Source organism: Tistlia sp., assembly GCF_040905785.1.
Classification (GTDB): Bacteria; Pseudomonadota; Alphaproteobacteria; order Kiloniellales; family DSM-21159; genus Tistlia.
The window spans coordinates 19,587-38,825 of the sequence record NZ_JBBDQW010000035.1 but is presented as its reverse complement, the minus strand read 5'-3'; the positions used below and the strand labels follow the sequence as shown (position 1 = coordinate 38,825).

The 19,239-nt window shown below is 70.9% G+C and carries 23 protein-coding genes; all 23 read right to left on the bottom strand.

Annotated elements, in window-relative coordinates; genetic code table 11:
- Positions 1 to 151: 151 nt before the first annotated feature.
- Positions 152 to 724 carry a hypothetical protein gene (locus tag WD341_RS08915; RefSeq protein WP_368425095.1) on the bottom strand — a complete coding sequence of 191 codons (573 nt, stop codon included), beginning with the start codon at positions 722 to 724 and terminating at the stop codon, positions 152 to 154.
- Between the two features lie 66 nt (positions 725 to 790).
- Entirely contained in the window at positions 791 to 1,663 is an 873-nt protein-coding gene (locus WD341_RS08910; RefSeq protein ID WP_368425094.1) for a DNA adenine methylase, read from the bottom strand.
- 138 nt (positions 1,664 to 1,801) lie between these two features.
- Entirely contained in the window at positions 1,802 to 2,113 is a 312-nt protein-coding gene (locus WD341_RS08905; protein WP_368425093.1) for a hypothetical protein, read from the bottom strand.
- A gap of 52 nt (positions 2,114 to 2,165) precedes the next feature.
- Positions 2,166 to 2,753, bottom strand: a complete 588-nt coding sequence (locus WD341_RS08900; RefSeq protein WP_368425092.1) for a hypothetical protein — start codon at positions 2,751 to 2,753, stop codon at positions 2,166 to 2,168.
- The gene (locus tag WD341_RS08895) at positions 2,753 to 3,421 is read right to left on the bottom strand and encodes a hypothetical protein (RefSeq protein ID WP_368425091.1); all 669 of its coding nucleotides are present in this window, start codon (positions 3,419 to 3,421) and stop codon (positions 2,753 to 2,755) included. The genes WD341_RS08900 and WD341_RS08895 overlap by 1 nt, the downstream gene beginning before the upstream one ends.
- 2 nt (positions 3,422 to 3,423) lie before the next feature.
- Entirely contained in the window at positions 3,424 to 4,032 is a 609-nt protein-coding gene (locus WD341_RS08890; RefSeq protein WP_368425090.1) for a YmfQ family protein, read from the bottom strand.
- On the bottom strand, positions 4,029 to 5,105 hold the full coding sequence (locus WD341_RS08885; RefSeq protein WP_368425089.1) for a baseplate J/gp47 family protein: 1,077 nt from the start codon (positions 5,103 to 5,105) through the stop codon (positions 4,029 to 4,031). The genes WD341_RS08890 and WD341_RS08885 overlap by 4 nt, the downstream gene beginning before the upstream one ends.
- The gene (locus WD341_RS08880; RefSeq protein ID WP_368425088.1) at positions 5,105 to 5,569 is read right to left on the bottom strand and encodes a phage GP46 family protein; all 465 of its coding nucleotides are present in this window, start codon (positions 5,567 to 5,569) and stop codon (positions 5,105 to 5,107) included. The genes WD341_RS08885 and WD341_RS08880 overlap by 1 nt, the downstream gene beginning before the upstream one ends.
- A 4-nt stretch (positions 5,570 to 5,573) precedes the next feature.
- Positions 5,574 to 6,116: a phage baseplate assembly protein V gene (locus WD341_RS08875; protein ID WP_368425087.1), complete on the bottom strand. Its 543-nt coding sequence runs from the start codon at positions 6,114 to 6,116 to the stop codon at positions 5,574 to 5,576.
- Positions 6,104 to 7,165, bottom strand: coding sequence for a phage baseplate assembly protein (locus WD341_RS08870; RefSeq protein ID WP_368425086.1), 1,062 nt, complete (start codon positions 7,163 to 7,165; stop codon positions 6,104 to 6,106). Before WD341_RS08870 ends, WD341_RS08875 begins: the two co-directional genes overlap by 13 nt.
- Positions 7,155 to 8,387: a DNA circularization protein gene (locus WD341_RS08865; RefSeq protein WP_368425085.1), complete on the bottom strand. Its 1,233-nt coding sequence runs from the start codon at positions 8,385 to 8,387 to the stop codon at positions 7,155 to 7,157. The genes WD341_RS08870 and WD341_RS08865 overlap by 11 nt, the downstream gene beginning before the upstream one ends.
- 11 nt (positions 8,388 to 8,398) lie before the next feature.
- Positions 8,399 to 10,402 carry a phage tail tape measure protein gene (locus WD341_RS08860; protein ID WP_368425084.1) on the bottom strand — a complete coding sequence of 668 codons (2,004 nt, stop codon included), beginning with the start codon at positions 10,400 to 10,402 and terminating at the stop codon, positions 8,399 to 8,401.
- A 90-nt stretch (positions 10,403 to 10,492) separates the two neighbouring features.
- Complete coding sequence (locus tag WD341_RS08855; RefSeq protein WP_368425083.1) at positions 10,493 to 10,786, bottom strand: phage tail assembly protein; 294 nt, start codon at positions 10,784 to 10,786, stop codon at positions 10,493 to 10,495.
- Between the two features lie 2 nt (positions 10,787 to 10,788).
- Positions 10,789 to 11,151, bottom strand: a complete 363-nt coding sequence (locus WD341_RS08850) for a phage tail tube protein (protein WP_368425082.1) — start codon at positions 11,149 to 11,151, stop codon at positions 10,789 to 10,791.
- A gap of 12 nt (positions 11,152 to 11,163) precedes the next feature.
- Complete coding sequence (locus tag WD341_RS08845; protein WP_368425081.1) at positions 11,164 to 12,669, bottom strand: phage tail sheath subtilisin-like domain-containing protein; 1,506 nt, start codon at positions 12,667 to 12,669, stop codon at positions 11,164 to 11,166.
- A 3-nt stretch (positions 12,670 to 12,672) separates the two neighbouring features.
- Positions 12,673 to 12,885 (bottom strand): DUF2635 domain-containing protein, encoded by a 213-nt coding sequence (locus tag WD341_RS08840; protein ID WP_368425080.1) that lies wholly within the window; start codon positions 12,883 to 12,885, stop codon positions 12,673 to 12,675.
- 5 nt (positions 12,886 to 12,890) lie between these two features.
- Positions 12,891 to 13,475 (bottom strand): hypothetical protein, encoded by a 585-nt coding sequence (locus WD341_RS08835; RefSeq protein WP_368425079.1) that lies wholly within the window; start codon positions 13,473 to 13,475, stop codon positions 12,891 to 12,893.
- A complete protein-coding gene (locus WD341_RS08830; RefSeq protein ID WP_368425078.1) occupies positions 13,472 to 14,014 on the bottom strand; it encodes a hypothetical protein in 543 nt (180 codons plus the stop codon). Before WD341_RS08830 ends, WD341_RS08835 begins: the two co-directional genes overlap by 4 nt.
- Positions 14,014 to 14,691 carry a hypothetical protein gene (locus WD341_RS08825; protein WP_368425077.1) on the bottom strand — a complete coding sequence of 226 codons (678 nt, stop codon included), beginning with the start codon at positions 14,689 to 14,691 and terminating at the stop codon, positions 14,014 to 14,016. Before WD341_RS08825 ends, WD341_RS08830 begins: the two co-directional genes overlap by 1 nt.
- A 36-nt stretch (positions 14,692 to 14,727) precedes the next feature.
- Complete coding sequence (locus tag WD341_RS08820; RefSeq protein ID WP_368425076.1) at positions 14,728 to 15,189, bottom strand: hypothetical protein; 462 nt, start codon at positions 15,187 to 15,189, stop codon at positions 14,728 to 14,730.
- A gap of 159 nt (positions 15,190 to 15,348) precedes the next feature.
- Positions 15,349 to 17,718 carry a hypothetical protein gene (locus WD341_RS08815; RefSeq protein WP_368425075.1) on the bottom strand — a complete coding sequence of 790 codons (2,370 nt, stop codon included), beginning with the start codon at positions 17,716 to 17,718 and terminating at the stop codon, positions 15,349 to 15,351.
- A 14-nt stretch (positions 17,719 to 17,732) separates the two neighbouring features.
- Positions 17,733 to 18,035, bottom strand: a complete 303-nt coding sequence (locus WD341_RS08810) for a hypothetical protein (RefSeq protein WP_368425074.1) — start codon at positions 18,033 to 18,035, stop codon at positions 17,733 to 17,735.
- Between the two features lie 314 nt (positions 18,036 to 18,349).
- Positions 18,350 to 19,237, bottom strand: coding sequence for a hypothetical protein (locus WD341_RS08805; RefSeq protein WP_368425073.1), 888 nt, complete (start codon positions 19,235 to 19,237; stop codon positions 18,350 to 18,352).
- Positions 19,238 to 19,239: the final 2 nt, after the last annotated feature.

Below are 19,239 nucleotides of genomic sequence, written 5' to 3'. Positions count from 1 at the left end.
GCCCCCTCCCCTGGTTCGGGGCCCCGACCGGCCCCTCCAGGGGCAATGGCAGGGCTGTAGCGGGACATTCGATCCTGGAGTCTTTGACGCTCGAAATCATAGCGAACGCGAACGTCCCTGAGGAGCGCTTCGAGCGAGGTTCGAAGAGACCTCAAAGGCGCCCTGGCTGAGTTCTGACCGTGAGCACTGCTTCGGCCTCCGGATGGTAATCGCACTCATAGACATGCGCCTGCCAGGCGCCGAAGCCGTTCTGGTACTCGATGCGATCGCCCAGGTAGGTCACGGTCCCATGTTCCTTGTCGAGCCAGCGGAAGTGGCTGAACTTCGTCTCGAGGAAGCCATCGACCCAGCGAGAGGTGTACTGCGCCAGGCGCTCGACTGCGGGCTCGCAGGCGACCGTCGCCTTGTAGCTGTGCTTGTCGCCCCAGCATTGCAGGTCGGCGCGGCAAGTCGCCTCCGCCTCGGCAGCCTGCACCTCCTCGACCACCTCGGGCTCCATAGGTGCCGGTTCGTGGGCCGCAGTCTCAACTACCGAGGGCGAGACTTCCGGGGCAGGCTCCGCGTTGCCTCCGACACCGAACCCGACGAGGCCGAGAACGGCGCAACCGACAGCGACCTTCAGGGCCTGTCGCCGGCGCCCCTTCATGAAGAGCGCGGCCAGCAACGCTGCAGGCATACCCACGAAGAATAGAACGCCACCCACGGCCAGGAACGCGTTGTCCATTGTTGCCCCCTACAGGTTCGGTTGCCGCCCCTGCGGAGGTTACCGCAGGTTGCGCCAGCCGGCGAGTCATGGGCGGCTGGTGGATGCCCCGCCAGCCGGGGCACGTGCTGGAAGCGGCGTCGATCGCCACTGCCCCGGCCCGCTGACGATCAGCTCTCTGGCGTGGTGCGCTCGGCCGCCGCCCTGAAGGCCGTAGGAGACGCCGACCTCCTCGACCTCGAAGCCGGCGAAGATCCGCCGCGTCTCGTCGGTCGCGTTGATCGAGAGCAGGAAGCGGCCCTGGATGCCGGCGAGCAGCTCGGCCAGGCGTTCGTGGTCGGCGCCGGCGAAGGGCTGGCCGTAGACGGCCTCGGAGCCTCTGTAGGGCGGGTCCAGGTAGAACAGCGTTCCCGGCCGGTCGTAGCGCGCCAGGAAGGCTTCGTAGGGCAGACATTCGACCAGCACGCCCGCCAGGCGCTCGTGCGCGGCCTCGAGGAGAGGGACAACCTTGCTGACGTCGAAGCTCGCCGGCGAGCCGGGGCTCACACCGAAGTTCCGGCCGGCGACCTTGCCGCCGAACGCAGTCCTCTGCAGGTAGAGGAAGCGCGCCGCGCGCTCGAGGTCGGTCAGGGTCGCCGGGTCGGTGGCGATCAGGCGCTCGAACTCCGCCCGGGTCGTGATCTGCCAACGGATCATGTCGACCAGGGCCTGGTAGTGGCGCTGCAGCAGCCGGAACAGGTTGGCCACGTCACGGGAGAGGTCGTTGACGACCTCCGCCTTGGGCCGCCGGCTTCGCCGAAAGAAGATGCCGCCCATGCCGACGAAGGGCTCGGCGTAGGTGGTGCAGGGGGTCTCGTCCAGGATCGCGGTCAGGCGCTTGGCCAGGTTCCGCTTGCCACCGACGTAGGCGGCCACCGGCCGGATCGGCAGGACGGGTTCGAGGGCGTGATGATCGGGCATCGACTCGCTTTCGGAATCGGCCGACGATCCTCCCGCCCGTGGCACGGGTGGCGGGATGTCCGGTCGGCGGCCGAGGTCGGACGTGCGAGTCTCTGGCTCGCGGCTCTGGGCGTTGGCGCGCCCATCCCCCGCCGGCCACTAGCGGCGGCGCAGGAGGTCGGACCAGCGCACGAACTCCGCCGGTCCAAGGTTGCAGTCGTAGGCGCGGCAGGACTCCCGCCGCTCCGATATCTGGCCGCGCTCCTCGACTTTCGCCCAGCGCACGATCAGCCGGAGGTGGCCGCGGGCGGTCAGCGATCCCTCGAAGCGCTCCAGGTCGTAGCCCTTGCGCCGGTGTGCCGCCGCGACGGCGCCGAGGCCGAGGCGGGCCAGCAGGCCCGGCGCCTCGGCCGCCGGCCAGTGCCGGCGCGCGACGACGCGGACCGGGTCGAGCAGCGCCTGAGGCGTCACCGCCGGTCGATCCGCTCGAGCACGAGCGCCGCCGGCGCCGTGATCCGCATGGTCACGGCCAGTTGGCGACGTCGGCCGGATCGATCGCGGCGATGGCGGCCAGGGCGTCCTCGGCGCTGCCGCCCCCGTCGAAGGCGTCCAGCGCGGCCTGCAGGCTGTCCTCGAGCGCCTGCTGCGAGCCGATGATGGCGCCGGCGGCCGCGGCGAAGGGTCCGCGCTTGGCGGTGACCTTGGCGGCCATGGCGGCGACGGTGATGACGCGCGCCGCGGCGATCGCGGTGAGCAGCGGCACCTCCGCCTCGGGATCCGCGGCGAGGGCCTGCGCCTCCTGCCACTGCTGGTCCCAGCTCTCCCGCTCGTGCAGGGGATAGGTCTCCACCACGGCCTCGATTCGCGCCGCCGCGGCCGCGTGGATGTCCCGCCGCTTCGCCGCGGCGGCCGAGCCGACGCGATCGAGCAGCGGCGCGGCGTCGATGATCGCCTGCGCCGCCGCCTCGTCGGCCGACGCGACGATCAGGCTGTGGTCCGCGCCGGCCTCGCCCAGGGTGTTGTCGAGGATGGCGAGCTCGGCAGCGCGGGCGGCGAGCAGGACCGCCCAGAGGTCGACCTCGGCCGGGACCGTGAGAATCGCTACGCTCATCAGATGTCTCCCAGCCGGCGTGCCGCGAAGGAGGCCTCGGTGATCGAGGCTCCCGTCGTGCCGCCGTCTTGATTGATGCGCACGCCGGCCGTCGCCCCGGCCGGAAGCCGGGCCAAACCCGAGACCGTCATTCGCATGGTGTAGACGCCGGCGCTATCCATGCGGTCCCGGAACGCGAGCGGCGTGAAGGCGCTGCCGCCGCCGCCAAAGACGATATCCAGCATGTAGTTGGCGATCTGCCCGCTGCCGATGCTCATGCTGGCCTGTACGAGGTAGAGGCCGGGCTCCGGGACGAAGAAGGCCTGACCCGGCAGCGGAAATGCGGTTTCGGCGTCCAGGTAGCCGCTGTAGTTGAGCGTGTCGAACGTCACGTCGTTATTGCCGACGACGACCGCCTGTGCCGTGGACCGGTCGACCGCGACGTAGGGCTGTTGCCCTTCGGACGGCGGGATCTGCGAGGCGACGTAGGCCGCGATCGCCTCGCGCAGCTGCGTCAGGTCCTCTTCGTCGGGCTCCAGCCCGCCCATCGTCTCGATGACGTCGAGGATCTCGCGCATCGGATGCTCGAGGGCGGCTGCGGGAACGGCGCTGCCTTCGGTGCCGGTGACCGGGTTGCCGTCGACGTAGGGATCGTCGGGATCGCCGCCGATCGGCGGGACGTACTTCATGGTCAGACTCCCTCGTAGGAGAACAGGAGGTTGGTGTGGGCGGGCTGCGCGCGCCGCAGCACGCACTCCAGGTCTTCGGCGCGGCCGATCGCCAGCAGCCGCTCGCCGGGCGAGCTGACGCCGGTCCGGAAGTAGGTCAGGCGCGCATCGGGCACCGAGACGCTCCAGACGTGGCGCACGGCGTGGCCGCCGAGCAGCTCGTCGCCGCAGTGGGAGAGCCCGGCGATGAAGGGCCGGTACTCCGTGATCTCGATGCCGTAGCCGAAGGAGGCGGCCAGCTGGATCATGAACGCGCGGCTCTGGCCGCCACGGGCGAGCAGCTTGGCGACGACGCGCTGGCGCCGCAGCTGCAGGCCCTCGGCCGGGCCCGCGCAAAGGTCGGGCTCGCCGACCATCTCCTCCCACTCCGGCAGCAGCTCCAGCGTCGTGCGAGGGTCGGCCTCATTCAGCAGGGCGAGGGCCCGCGAATGGACAGCGGCAAGGGAAGCCGCGAGGCCTGAGAGCAGCCGGCGGAACCGCGAGTCGGGATCGGTCGGCCAAGCCGCGCCGCGCGGCAGCAGCTGCGCGAGCTGAGCTGCATAGTCGCCGACGCTTGCGGGAAAGACCCTCACGACCAGGTTACCTCGCCGAGCACGGCGACTTCGCCGGTCGCATGGGTGACGTCGGCCGCCGGCGACACGACCAGGTGGCTGTCCTCGCCCGTCGCCCGGGCGACGGCTTCCCAGATCCAGGAAAGGCGCACGGTGCCACCGGGCTCGGCGCGGACCCGCAGCATGTCCTCGAGCTCGGCGAGCACTGCCGCTCGAATCTCGGCCGTGTCGGGGTCGATTTCCGCGACCTCGATGTCCAGCGGCACCGCGACCGGCGCGACCACGATCACCTCGACCGACACCGGCCGAACGTCGGGCTGGTCGATGTAGGCCTGCACGGCCGCGACGTCGGCGGCTTCAGGGATGCCGTCGTCGTAGGTGTCGTCCATCAGGAAGCGGACCGTGACGGTGCCGTCGCCCTGCTCGCGCGGGTATACCCAGGCCCTGGTCACGGCGACGCCGTGGTTCCCCCGGTCGAGCGCCCAGTCCACATAGTCCTTCTGGTTGCCGCCGTGCGGCGGCTGCTGGACCCGCGCGAGGATCCGCTGAAGCACCAGGCGGTCCTCTTCCTCGTCGCTGCCGCCGGCGAGGCCGCCGGCCGCCACGGTCGCGGCCGATCCGACGCCCGGGACCGGCGAGACGAACGACAGCTTGACCCCGGCGTCGGTGTTGGCGGCGCCCCCAGGGGTCGTGGCGGCGACTTCCGCCGTGGCAGTCCCGGCCGCGATGACCACGCCCGCAAGGATGCGGAACTCCGCCCCGTCCGAGCGCCGCAGGACGGTGCCGGCGGCGACGGCGCTGCCCTCCGTACCGGACAGGGTCACGTTGCCTGTCGCCGTGGTCGCGCGCTCGCGGGCGATGCCCCAGAAGGACGCGTGGCGATCCAGCTGCTCCTCCTCGGCGGTTTGGGCGGTGATCTGGCGCGAGATCCAGTCGAGGAAGAAGTAGAGGCCGTAGAGGGCGCCGGCCTGGGCGGTCGCCACGACGTTGAGCACCGCGCGGCGCGGGCGGCTGTCGGCGCCGGGCAGCCGGCTGTCGATCTCTGCGCGGATGTCATCGCGCAGCTCTGAGAGGGCGGGCCGGACGAAGGGCATCAGACCGACGCCTCCCGAACGCCCTGCCAAAGGCTTTCGAAGCTGTAGTCCACGCGGTCTCCCCTCGGCTGCACGATGCCCACGCGGATCGCCAGCGTCGTCGGCGGACGATGCGTCACCTCGACCTCGATCCGGGCGGCGATGCCGTCCTCGATCAGCCAGGCCAGGGACTCCTCGACCATCTGCCGCGCCTCGACGAGCGTCGCCGGCAGGATCTTGCGGCGCGCCAGGAGCCAGAGGCGCGATCCGATCCTGTCGCCCGCGATCTCGGCGAGGCTGTCGCCCCACCAGCCTCGGCGGTCCGTCTCGCCGATCGGCAGCTCGTCGTCGGCCTCGGCCCGGCGATCCGAGAACAGGCTGAGGACGACGGCCGTGCGCAGGCCCTGGTCGGTCTCGAGACCGGCGCCCAGCTGGCGCAGGTCGCCGGTCAGCAGTTCTTCGTCGAAGGCGAGGAGCAGATCCATCGGCTCAATCTCCAACCGCGGCGCCGCTGGCGCGGACGTTCTCGCTGCCTTCGACGATCGGCCACAGGCCGGCCGAGGAGCCGCTGCCGACGTTCACCCGGTCGCCGACCCGCGCGACTCGCGGCCCGCCGTCCTCGCCCAGATGCACGTCCGGCGATTTCACGACGACCTTGGGCGCCTCGACCTCGATCCGATCTCGGTAGATGACCAGCTTCTGACCCTGGTCGTCGTAGAGCGCCACCTCACCCTGAGCGAGGCCGGCCAGCCGGTAGCGCCGATCGTCGACCGCGATGACGACGGAGTGGGCGGAGTTGCCGCCCAGCGCCAGGACGATCGCCGCAGCGCCGGGGTGCGGATGGCTCGTGAAGCCGTACTGCTGCACGCGCTCCAGCCCGTCGAGCGTCTCGCCGGCGAGCGCCGTCGCCTGCAGGCGCTGCAGCGCGCTCTCGTCGTCGATCAGCTCGAGCACGGCACGACGCACCATTGCTCCCAGCCGCCGGCGCATCGGCCCCGCCCAGCGGGCCAGCTGTCCCCTCAGCTCAGCCACAGGTCGGTGCCCCCCTTGCTGGTCAGCTCAACCGGCTCCGGCAGGAAGGCGTCGGCTGGCAGAAGCGACAGGCGCGTGATCGTGCCGTTGCCGCCGCGCTCAAAGGTCACCGACGACACCAGCAGGTCGGTCTCCACGCCGAGGTCCGGGTGATGACAGTCGACCAGGACGTTCGGCCGCCACAACGGCCCCGCCTCGCCCTGGCGCCAGCCCTGCACGGAGATCTCGACGCGTCGGCCGCGCGCCGCACGGGTCCGGGCCTCCCACTCGACGCGTGCCTGCTGACTGGCCTCGCCACCTGGCTGGTCCGCGATCAGGGTCATCGGCCGGTGCCGGCGGATCCCCGGGTCGCGCGCCTCGGCGCGGACGTGGGCGGCCGTGGTCTCTCCCCAGGCGTCGTCGCCCGGCTGCTGCCCCTTGATGACGTAGGTGCTGAAGCGGTCGCGCTGGCTGTAGACGGCTTCGCCGGAGAGCACGTTGTCCCCGACGCGCAGGGCCACCGCGGCACGGGCGCCCGCGCCGGCGCGGGTGAGCACCAGGCCGCCGGCGCCGTCCGACGTCGCGAGGACCTTGCGCTGGCGTGCGGCCCGGTCGATCGCCTCGAAGGCGGTTTCGCCCTGCTCGAGGCGGAAGGTAGCGAAGGGCTCTCCGACGCTGACCTGGGAGGTGACGGCGATGCCGAAGGGCTCTGCGATCGCCGCGACGAGCTGCGTGAGTTGGAGGTTGCGCCACTCGCCGGGTTCCAGCGCCGGCGAGCAGTCGACCAGGTCGGCCGTGCGATCGCGCCCCTTGAACGCCACCTCGTGGCTGTCTGCGTCGATGCGCGGCCGCACGTCGTCAACATAGCCGGAGACCAGAAGCTCACCGCCGAGCGACACCGTGCAGGCATCGCCAGGAGCGATGCGTTTGCCCGCAGTCGATCCCGGCCAGCGGTCGCTCACCGTGAGGTCGAAGCTGCCCGCCAGCTCCTCGAGGGAGCGCGTGACCGCGAGGCTCTTCCAGCCCCCGTGCTCGGTGCCACCGACGTTCAGGACGATATCATCGGGCACGTTGGTCTCCCGTGCGTGCCAGCACCTCCAGCGGCTCGCCGGCCGGCAGGAAGCCGAGGTGGATGGCGCCGTTCCGCCGCGCGATCGTCTCGGCCTGGTCGACGTCGCCGTAGAGGCGGTAGGCGGTGACGAGCGACGCTTCCGTGACGCGCGGCGTCTCGAAGACCAGGCGCGGCAGGCCCGGCGCCTTGGCCTCGATGGCACGGACGGTCGCCGCCCTCAGGCTGCCCAGCGCCGTGAAGGCGTCGCGCTCGCCGCGGTCGGCAGCCAGGTCTCGCTCGTCGTCGAGCGCGGCGGCCAGGCGATCGCGTGCGCCGAGGGCATCGTCGTAGGTTTCCCAATCAGCGCCCGCCGCGGCGCGAGCGGCAGCGGTCACGGCGGCTCGCCGCAGAAGCGAGCGCAACGCCGTCTGGTTGCCCGCCTGCGCCAGGCGCGCCGGCGTCGAGCCGACGACCGGCTCCCACGACCCGCCGCCGGCCGTCGCCAGATCGAGCGCCAGGCCAACCACCGAGCGAGAGGCCCGGTCCGCCGTCAGCAGCGGCTCGAGCACGCCCCGGAGACCGCCGGACACAGCGGCCGGGTCGGCGACCAGGGTTGCAGAAGGCGCCCGCAGCGGCTCGATCGCCGCAAGGCTCTCACCGGGAACGGCAGCCCCGACCAGTGCCAGGTCGGCGAGCGCGTCGGCGAGCTGCCGGGCGATGCCGGCGAGATTGCTGGCGGCGGCGTCGGACACGAAGTTCGGCTGGCGCGCGACGTTCCAGAGGACCGAGAAGGCGCGGTCGACTGCCGTGTCGGCCGCGACTGCGGAGGCGGTCGTCGCGGCGACCCTGTCGGCATCGCCTTGCGGGAAGCGGTTCTCTCCGGCCTGGACGAACTCGAGGGACAGCCGCGCCATGCGCCCCTCGGTGCGCTCCTCGCGCAGCCGGACCTTCGGGCAAAGAACGGTCAGCTCGCCTAGGTAAGGATGGACCAGGCGGCCCGGCCCTTCCTTGTTGCAGGCGGCGATCAGGGCATCGCGGGCCGCCATGTAGGCATCGCCGATCACGTAGGCGTCGATGGTGTAGCGCGAGGCGTCGATGCCGAGGTCCTCGGCGTAGGGCTCGTCGCGGCCGGGGTACTGGTGCAGGTGCACTCGGCGGCCGCCTACCTCGCTGTCGTGTCGCTCGACGTGGAAGGTCGCCCCTCGGAAGGAGGCCGGGAGCAGTTCGTTGCGCCAGCTCATCGACTTCCCCTTTAGGGCGCCATCGCGTAGCCGGTCTCGACGTCGAGACCGACCGCTGCGCTCTCGCGCCGCACGCTCTGCACGCGCATGCCCTGCGGCGCGTTGTCGAAGCTGACCTTGACCGTGCCGCCGACGCGGGTCTCTGCAGCTGCGGCCCTGTCGCCGGCGGCGCCTATCGGTGCAGCGCCCTGACCGGCCGCCCGGGTCGTGCCCGACTGCAGCTGGCGCAGCTGCGCGATCGTGTCACCGAGGCCGGTGTCGATCTTGCCGAGCCCGATCCCACTGAGGTCGACACCGAAGTTCATCTTCTCGAGGAGGTCGGCCGCAACGCCGGCGAGCCAGCCGGCTAGCACCGTCCACGCCTCGCGCATGCCGGCCAGGATGCTCTCGACGATCGCCCGGCCCGCCGCCGCCAGATCGATGCCGAAGAGGTAGGCCACCAAGCCGTCGATCGCGGTCGCCATCAGGGAGACCGGGTTGAACTCGGAGAGGACCGCGACGATCCCCTGCAGGAAGCCCTCGTCGAAGGCCGTTCGGATGCGCTCGAAGGCTCCTTCGAAGAAGCCGGGGACCTTGCTCCAGTTGTCGATCAGGACGAAGGCCAGGCCAGCAAGGGCCAGCACCAGGAGGCCGATCGGCGTTGTGGCCAGAGCGATGGCGACTGCCTTGATGCCCGCCACCACCGGCGCGAAGCCGCCGGCGAGGAGCACCAGCGCCGTCTTCGCTGCCGCCGCGCCGACGACCAGGCCCTTGATGCCGATCGCCATCGTGCCCAGCAGGATCAGAACCGGACCCATCACTGCGGCGACGCCGGCGATGATGGTGCCCCACTTGAGCAGCGCCGGGTTGGATTCCGCGAGCCGCTGCACCAGAACGGTGATGCGCTGCGCCAGCCCCGTCGCCCACTCGAGAAGGCCGGAGTCCGCGACCGCCAGCATGGCGCCCTCGACCGCGCTTTTGAGCGCGCGCAACTGGCCGTTCAGGCCTTGCATGCGGGTGTCGGCGATCCTCTTTGCAGTCCCCTCCGACTCCTGGAGCGCGCCCGTCAGGCGCCGTAGCTCCCCGTGCCCGGCAGCCAAAAGCGTCTGCATCTTCGGCCCTGCCTCCTGGCCGAAGATCTGGATCATCTCGGTGACGCCGGCGCCGCGCTCTTGAAGCAGCTGGATGATGTCCGCGAGGCTGCGCAGCTGGCCCTGCGAGTCAATGATATCGCGCTTACGAATTCCGAGACCGGTTAGCGCATCCTTTGCCTCCGCTGCCGGCTTCAGCAGGCGTGACAGCCCGGCCGCGAGGGCTGTGCCCGCCATTGAGCCCTGGATGCCGTTGTTGCCGAAGATGCCGATCGCCGCCGCGGCCTCGGAAAACTCGACGCCCGCGCCGGCGGCGATCGGCGCGACCATCTTCATCGACTCGCCGAGCATGGAGAGGTTGGTGTTGGTGCTCGTCATGGTCTTCGCGAGGATGTCGTTCACCCGCCCGAGGTCCGCCGCATCGAGGGCGTAGCCGCCGAGAATGTTCGACGCGATATCCGCGGCCTCGGCCAAGTCCATGCCGGAGGCGGCGGCGAGCTGCAGGACGCCGGGCATGGCTTCGTAGACCTTCTCGACATCGAAGCCGGCCATCGCCAGGAAGCCCATGGCGTCTGCTGCCTGGCTTGCGGAGAATTGTGTCGTGCGGCCCAGTTCCTTGGCTTGGTCGCGAAGCCTGTCGAACTGGCTCCCGGTGGCGTTGGTCAGTGCCTGGACGTTGAGCATCGCCTCTTCGAAGTTGGCAGCGCTGCGCAACGTCAGGCCGCCCAAGGCCGCGACCGGGAGCGTGACGCGGGCGGCCATCGACCGTCCGGCATCGGCCATCGCCCTTCCGGCCCTGCCGACGCCTTCCATCGAGCGCGAGGCGGCCTCGGCGCTGGCCTTGATCGACGCCAGGCCGCGGCCGATGTTCCCGGCGGCCGAGCGCATCGGCGCGCTCGCCCGGTCCAGGGCCTCCAGCAGAACCTTCAGGCGCAGATCAGCCACTCTTCCGATGCCTCAGTTGCTTGATCCAGAACGGCAGCTCGTCGACGTCGATCGCCCAGATGGTTTCGGGCGACCAGCCGTAGCCGAGCGCTAGCGCCCCGACGGCGTCCCGCCAGTCGGTGGGGACTTCTCGAAAAAACCCGCGACGGCCTTGCCGACCTCCTCGAGGTCGTCGACGTCGATCTGCTCGGCCGAGGAGGGCGGGATGCCAGCCAGGCTGGCGACGATCGAGATCAGGTCGTCGCCGCTCAGCTCGGCAGTCATGTTGTCGCTCAGCTTCAGGTGCTTGAGCGTGCCGAGCGTCGGCCGCCGCAGGACCAGCTCGGTGAGCGTCTTGCCATGAGCCTCAATCGGATAGGTGAGCTTCACGGTCGTGCCGGCCATGGCTAGCGGACCTCCTCGGCCGACTTGCCGTGGAAGAGAACCTGCAGGTTCCCCTCTTCCGTCTGGCCATCGCCGTCAGCCGCGTACCAGGCCTCGCGCAGGACGACGACCTTGCCGTTGGCCAGCTCGAGCGTGACCGTGACCCCGTCGAGGGCGATCAGCGCCGACAGTGCGAGCTCGCTGGAGTCGGTGATCTCGCCTTCGATGCGCGCGACCTGCGGGGTCTCCTTGTAGCCGTGGACGGCGTCGGCGCCGACGATCGCCTCCCGCTTCCCGGCGCCGAGGTTGTAGGTGAAGTTGCCCTTCGCGTCGTACTGCGTGCCGTCGATCGCGAAGTAGATAATCCCGCCCCTGCGGTTCGACATGGATCGTCTCCCTTAGAGGATGAAGCGGATCTGCGCGGCGCCGATCCGGAACTGGTTGACCAGGTCGGGCGGCAGCATCCAGTCGAGCCGGTTGGGATCCTGCGCGTTGCGCTCGCAGATCACCTGCTCGGCGAAGGCGTCGACGTTCTCGACCAGGCCGAGCTCCTCCCAGGTGCGTGCCCGGGCGATCGCTTCGGCCTTGCCGATCTTCGGCGTGATCAGGGCCTGGCCCGGCGCGCGGATCCCGTCGTCCTTCAGCTTGGCGCGCGGATACTTGGTCAGGATGTAGTTGCGGAAGTCCGCGCGCAGATAGCCGAGCGTGAGCGGCGTGTTGAGGTCGAGGTAGGCGATGTCCGCGGCCCCCGCGCCGTTCGTCTTGTAGGTGGTGACCAGGCGCTGGACCCTGACGGTGCCGCCGTCATCGTCGTAGACCGTCGAGATGCCGTCGTAGAGCAAGAGGTTGCTCTCGGCCCGGGTGAAGGGCCCACCGGTGTTGACGATCGTGATGTGCTTGCTGTCGACGCTGTCGCCGAGCGTGCCGAGCTCACCCTGCGTGCCGTGGGCGGCGACGATGGCATTGCCCTCGATCATCCGGAACGGCCCCCAGCGGTCGGCCAGCTCGGTGTTGAGCGCGACCAGGTTGGCGGCGTCCGACCAGGGAACCGTGATGACGTGGTAGTGCACGTCGCCGAGCTCAGCGAAGACCTCGTCGATGTCCGGGTTCGCCGTACCGCCGGCCAGGCGCATGCCGGCGTCGCCGGCCTTGGCGGGCAGGCAGCCGACCAGCGGCAGGGTCTGGAAGGGCCGCGCCGGATCGATGTTGCCGTGATAGCTCGCGACGGCGGCCGTGGCGGCGGCCATCTCGTCCGGCGGCGTCGGCCGGCCGGTGGTGCCGGTTTCCGGGTCAAAGGCGACGGTGACGCCGGCGGGCAGCGCGTCGCCGCGGAAGTAGTTGAGCCGCAGCTCGAGGTCGTTGCCGCTCACGCCCTTGTTCTTGGCCGTGATGTCGACTTGCGTGTCCTCTTCGCCGTTCACCGCCGCCGTGACGGGGCAGTCGGCCTCGGCGTTGATGGCGGCGGCGACGGCGGTGGCGATCGCAGCGGCCGCATCGCCCGAGGCGACGGCGACCCGGACGCGCCGGCCGGCGACGTAGATCGAGATCGTCCCGGCCGCCGAGGCCGGACCGCCGAACGTCATCGTGCCCGCGGCGGCGTTGGCCGCGTCAGCGTCGGCGATGGCGACCGCCCAGGTTTCGGTCCAACCGTTGTTCTGGAAGTGCCGCTCGAGCATGCGCGCCAGCTGGGAGCCGGCACCGAAGAGATCCTTGGCCTCCTCGGCGCTGGTGACCCGCACCGGCACGAGCTCGTCCTGGGTGCCGGCGGCGATCGACTGGCCGATTACCAGGTGGCGGTAAGGGAAGAGCCCGGGCCCCTGCCACGCCTGCGTCGAATCGAACTCGACGTAGACGAAGGGGACCCTGAGGTTCGTCGGGATCTGGTTGAAGGAAATCGACGACATGGATCAGGTCTCCTTCTTGTCGCTGCGGGCAGCCTTGGCCGTCGTGCTGGCCTGGACCTTGGGCGCGGCCGGCTTCTTCACCGTCACGTCGCCGTCGCGCTCGCGGCGCAGCCAGTAGGGCGAGCGCTCCACCGTGGCGCCCTCGGCGCCGAGCAGCCGGCCATCGGGATGCCGCACGCGGCGGCCGGCGACCGGCGTCACCAGGATCTTCGTCATGGCCTTCAGGCCCCCTCGAGTTGGACGTGGTCTTCGGTCTCGTCACCGGGCTCGGCGTCGAGGTTCCAGCCGGCGACGGCGAGGGTGAAGGGATCGCCCTCGACGCCGCGCGGCTCGGAATGAACGGTGGTGAGAGACAGCTCGGCCGAGTTGCAGAGCATAGAGCCGAACATGACCGGGCCGCTGTCTGTCAGCTGCCAGCCCCAGGCCGACTCCTCACCCTCGGGCCCGAGGCGCTCGACCAGGCCTCCCAGCGTGTCGTCTGCGCGGAAGTCCGCCTCGATCGCGTCGACCAGGCTGTCGAGGACCGTCTCGGTGGCCTCGGCGTCCTCGAGGCCGAGGAAGCCGCGCAGCCGCCATTCCGTCTCCACCTTGACGTACATCGAGCCGTCCGCGCGGACCCGGCGGCGCAGGCGGCGCAGGTACCAGCCGCGCAGCTCGCGCTTCGCGCCGGCGCCGGCGGAGGTGTAGAGCTCGACCAGCGTGCTGGCCTGCTTCGAGTAGCGTTCGAAGCCGTGCACCAGACCGAGCTCGGAGCGCGCCTGCAGCTTGGCCAAGATGGCGGCGCGGACCTGGGGTGTGGTGGTCACTGGCCACCTCCGGCCTGGCCGATCCGCTCGACGGCACGCTCGCCGGCGCGCGCATAGAAGGTGCGCAGCTGCTCCTCGGTGGCGGCGAAGCCCTCGGCGAACATGTGCACGCCCTGACTGCCGTGCGCCTTGATCTTGCGGGCGATCGCATAAGCCGCGCTCTCGGCCTCTACCTCGGAGAGTCCCAGCTTGTGCTGGGCCCAGAGCTGGAGCGGCTCGATCGGTGGGAAGTGCGGGCGCGTGCCGAGCTCGACGGGCACCGCGTAGCTGAGCGCGGTGCCGACCTCGCCGCGGACCAGGCCGGGCGCGATCTGCGGATCGCGCGCCTGGATCGAGCCCGCCAGGCCGCCGCCGGCGCCGACGCCGCGCGGCGTGCGCTCGACGACCTCGCGCTGGATCAGCAGGCTGCCTTCCCAGGTGGCGGCGCCCAGCTCTTCGACGACGATCTCCGGCGCCTTCTCGAATGCCTCCAGGATCTGCCGCGCGTTCGGCAGCTCGAGACGGATCTCGATGCCCTCTTGTGTAGGCGAGCCGGCCATCAGGCGCGCCTTCCCTTGAAGAGGCGCGGCTCGCCGCGGCTGTCACGCTCGCGCGGCACCACGACCGTGCCGGCCGCCACGTTCCGCTTCGGCTCGATGCCGAGGTGGTTGTAGTAGCGCTCCGCGAACTTGCGAGCGCGCGAGGCGAACGACGTGGACTTGGCGCCGTAGTCGACGCTGTCGGCCTCGATCGTCGGCGCGCCTTGGCCTGCCGTCAGGGTCGCCAGCTGCTCGCACAGCAGCGAGGCGGCGAAGCAGGCGACGGCGACGCGGTCGGACTGCGGGACGGTGTCCTCGCCGGCGTCGACCGCGTGGGGCGCCGTGAAGACGACGCCGATCTCTTCGCCGGTCAGCGCCGGCGTCTCGAGCCAGATCCGCTGGCCGAGGGCGGTGAGCGTGAGGGACCAGGCTTCGGACGACAGATAGCGCGGCGGCGCCTCGCCGATCGGCCGCTCGATGTTCTTGAGCTTCGAGTACTGGGTCGCCCAGCCGTCCGGCAACTGCAGGAAGGCACCGGCCTCCGCCGCAACGACGGTCTCGTAGCTGTCGCGCGGCCGGTCCTGGGAGTAGCGGGAAACCGCCGCCGCCAGGGCCTGGTCGCGATCGGCCTGGCTCAGCCCGTCCACCGCGTCGGGGACGAGACTGGCGATCAGGGCCTGGTGATCGGCGAGGGACATGGCGGCGGCGGTCCTGGGAAGTCGGCCGGTGTTGCGCTAGCGGCGCGACAGGGTCAGCACGATGGTGACGTCCGAGAACTCCGGACTGGAGCCGCCGACTTCGAGGTCGACGGTCACCTCCGCCTCGTCCGCCACCACGGCGTCGGACAAGGTCCCCTGAGTCACGGAGCCGGCGGTGACGTCGATCGGCGCCGAGAGCAGCGTGGTGCCGCCCTCGAGCACGTCGACGGCGAGCGTCGGCGTGGTGCCAGTCGAAGCGCGGGCCGAGGCCTGCACGCCCAGCACGTCGGCCGGGAACGGCAGCTCGAGCGCGATCGCCGACGTCGCGTTGGCGTCGACCGTCGCGAGGTGGAAGGTGACCAGCTGCACGTCCGGAGCGGTCAGCGACAGGTTCGGCTGGTCGGCATGGGCCGGCTGCGGCACCAAGGCCAGCAGCGCGACCGCCGCCAGGGCGGCCAGGCCGGCGGCCATGAAGTGGAAGCGGGTACCGAAACGCATGGGCGTGCTCCTGAGTGGGTGAACCCGGTGCCCTCCGGCCGGAGGAAGCGGCTCCGGCCGGAGGGTCTTCGGCTTGGCCTCCGGGGCAGGTCGCCGTTCCGACCTCGTCCCCATCGCGCCGGCTAATCGGCCGACGGCAGCGGCTCCCTGGGTATCGGGTCAGTCGGCGACGACGGACTTGTCGAAGCCGCGGAAGTCCTGGACGGTCCCGCCGTAGATGTGGCGCAGCTTCCAGGTCATCTTGTCGTTGGTGAACATCGACCCGGCGGTGGGGCTGTCCTGGACGAACAGCTCCGGCTCCTCCTGGCCGTCGAGGAAGCCGAGCTCGATCATCGGGATGTCGTTCGGGTCGGCCGCCAGCGCCCAGTCGGTCGGGTCGCTCCAGTACCAGACCGGCAGGATGTCGAGCGTCAGGGACTGCACGAAGGTCTTGTCGTTCTCCGTCGTGCGCCGGAACAGGTCGACGGCCGTCTCCTCGAGCGTGTCGGGCACCAGCAGCGAGCGCGCCGGGATCGACAGCTTCTCGCCCGACCCGGGCTCGGTGTGGCTCTTCATGCGCAGCCGCGCGGCCGCCAGGGAGCCCGACGCCAGCGCCGTCGTGCCGAGGTTGGCGTGGTCGTTGTGGAACAGGTTGACGTCGTCGTAGATCACCGGGTTGAGCCGGATGAAGTCGAGGACGAACTTCGCGAGGGTGCGCTTGGCGGCGCCCGACAGCTTCGTCGGGATGCGCCGGATGACGCCGACGTCGTCGTTGCGGATCATCTCCAGCGTCACCGACTCCGTCCCGCCCCGCTTCTCGATCCGGTAGGTGGCCTTGTCGTCGTCCGGAGTCTCGAAGGCGAGGTACGGCGCACCCTCGCCGACGACGGGGATGTCCCCGTAGCCGCCGATCTGCGTGCGCTCCTGGGTGCGGAAGTCCTGGATCGGCACCGTCGTGCAGATGCGCTGGTATACGTCGTAGACGCTCTGGTTGCGGTACATGGCCTGCATGCGCCGCGCGATGCTGTCGCCCAGCACGTTGGAAAGGGTCGTGCTGTCGTAGGCCTCGCGGAAGTCGCCGATCGCCAGGGCCTCGCGCAGGCGCTGGCGGTCGCAGTGCTGCAGCTGGCCGGTGACCCGCTTGTCGCCCGTGATCTCGACGTAGATCTCGCGGAACGACTGCGCCTGGCGGTGATGCTTGTGGGAGGGGTCGAAGAACGCCTCCAGCATCTGGCCGACCTTCTCCGGGCGGGTCTCGCCGAAGGTGATGTCGGCGCCGCCGCTGCCCAGGCCGCTCGGCCGGCCGCCGCGCGTCAGCTCGGTGACCAGGTCCAGCTCCTCGCGGACCGCCTCGCGCACCGTGTCGACGTCGGCGAACTCGCCGGCCTCGACGCGCTTGACCAGGCGGTCCTTCATCTTCGCGGGCAGCTGCGAGCCGTTGACGGCCTCGCGCATCGACACCTCGAGGCGCACCGCCGCGGCGGCCTCGGCCGCGATCTTCTTCGGGTCGAGCGCCGGCGGGTCGCCGCGACCCGGCTCGGGCTCGCCGCCGAGCGCCTCGGTCATCCGGGTCTCGAGCTCCTCGTCGGTCAGGCTCTCGGCCTCACCGGCCTTCAGCAGGCCCCGCTTCTTCAGGGCCTCGATCAGTCGCGTGCGCCACATGGCGTCTTCCTCTTCTGCAGGGGACTGGGCTTCGACCAGCTGGATGACCTCGCCGCCGGCACCGGGCTCGACGATCAGGTCCACGCTGCTGACCTTCAGGAACTTCTTGGCCTCACGGACCATGGTGCCGCCGCGGCGCGCCCGGGCGACTTGGCAGGAGGCATCGATCGAGAAGCCGAAGAGGCCGCCGAGGCCGCGCTCGACCGCCTCGCGCATCATGGTGGCCTCGGCGCTCTCGGCCGAGATCACGTCCAGGCGGGCCCGGATCTCGCCCTGATCGGCGCCGGCGCCCTCGACGAAGCGGGCCTCGGTCAGCCGACCGAGCAGGTTGCGCACCGACTTGCCCTTGCCCGCCAGGTGCTCGTCGTCGGACTTGACCAGGACCCGCACGTTCTCGAACAGCGACACCGCCTCGCGCAGGACCGCGTCGGGGTAGTAGTTGCCGTTGCCGCTGAGGCCGGCCCGGATCACCCGGATCTCGAAGGCCAGGCCATCCTTCCCGCCGGCGGCCTCGACCACTTTGACCAGCGGGCCCGGCAGATCGCCCCCCGGCAGGTCCCCCTGGGCTTCGGTCACGCCGCCGACCGGCGCCCAGCTCTGGACCACCTCGGTCGGCGAGCCGATCGTCACGTCGCTGTCGGTGACGCTGTAGGGGTAGCGGTAGAACTTGCCGTCGCGCTTGGCGACGAACGTGTCGCCGTAGAGCGCCGTCACCCAGACCCAGGGGTCGTCGTCGCCGGCGACCTTGAAGATCTCCCGCAGCTTCGCGTCGAGGATCTGTTCGACCTCGCTGAAGCTGCGCTGGACCGCCTCGCGGATCGCCTCGGGGCCGATGGCGACGCCGGCGGCCGGCAGCATCGCGGCGAGACGCTTATGCCTGCGCTTCATGCTCTGGGTCCTCGCTACTTCGGCGCCCGGCCGCGGAACCGCTGTCCGTCGACCGTCACCACCACGAGCTCATCGCCGACCAGGTTCACCGCCAGCAGGTCGGCGGGCTTCGCCTGGCGCGTCGTCGCCTCCAGCTTGCCGCCCTTGCCGCGCCTGGTGACCCGCACCGGCGAGCTCACCAGCTTGAGGGCTGCGGCGGCCAGGTCAGGTTCGCTGGCCCGGCCCTTGCTGCTCGCCTTCTTCGCCGGCTCGGCGGCCGGGGTCGTCTCGGCGACCTCGGCCACGGGCTGGGTCTCGCTCTCGGGCGTCTTGGCCATGTTCGCTCCGCTTGCTGCGTTCCGTTGCGTGCCGGACTGGACCGCCCGGCCGCGTTCGTGCAGCATCGCTTTGCCGGCGCGCCCGGTCCCTTCCCACGCCGGTGGGAAGGCAGCCCCGGTTCCGGCCGCAGCGGCACCTCCCCCGAACCGACTTCCTCGAACGCCTTCGCATCGACCGTTGAGCGGGTTTTGAACGCCGTCGAACGCCCTTCGGCCGCTTGAGCCGGGGGTTGGCGCCGCCGCCCGCGGGCGGCAGCCAGCGGGCCGGAAAACGGCTCGGCGCGTTCGAGGGCGCTGAAGGGGCGGGTTTCGGGCTAGAGCTCGCCGCGCAGCTGGGCGACGCGGCGCTTGTTCTGGGAGCCGGCAAGCTCGGCATCCGTGAACGGCAGGGCGCCGGCGCTGCGGACCTCCCAGCTCTCCATGAGGGGCAGCGAGATGCAGCCGCAGTTGACCGTGTTCTTCGGCGTGGCGTCGGGATCGCGCGGGTACATCAGCCGCTCGCCGCCGACCAGGAAAGGCTCGCTCGGCGCCTTCACCTGGCCGTCGGCCAGGTCGTGGGTGATCCGGCTCTCCAGCTTGCCGCTGCGCCGCCACTGCTTGCGCAGTCCGGGCAGCGCTTGGCCCGCCTGCAGCATGCGCTCCTGGTTGGCCGTCGAGTAGGCGCGGCCGAGTTCGGTCCGGACCACGGTCAGCGCGCGGCCGGTGCCGCCCTCCAGCTGGCTGCGCACCGCGTCGATCGCCGCGAAGGGATCCTTGAGGCCGGTGACGACCTGGCCGATCTCGCGGTTGATCCGCCCGACCAGGTCGGCCGAGATCCCCTCGATCCGGCTGGTCATGAACGAGCGCATGGCCAGGAGCTGCCGGGGGTCGGGATTGGCGAACATCGCAGCCAGGCGGATCTCGCCGGCGGCGAGCGGCGCGTCGACCGCCTGGATGCCGGCCCGCCACCAGGCGTCCGCCTTGCCGTTCGCCGCCGCAGCCGCGGCCCGGCCGAAGTCGGCCATCTGCCCACGCACGCCGACCTGCAGCTCGGCCAGGCGCCAGCGCTGATAGTCGGTGGGCTGGGAGGCCAGGAGCCGCGTGATCTCGCGGTCGCTCTCCTCGAGGAGCTTGAGGACCTGGTCGGCGGCCTCGCGCTCGAGCACCTTCAGCTCGGCGATCGAGGCATTGCGGGCGGCGCGGAAGTCGTCGGCGCGAGGCATGG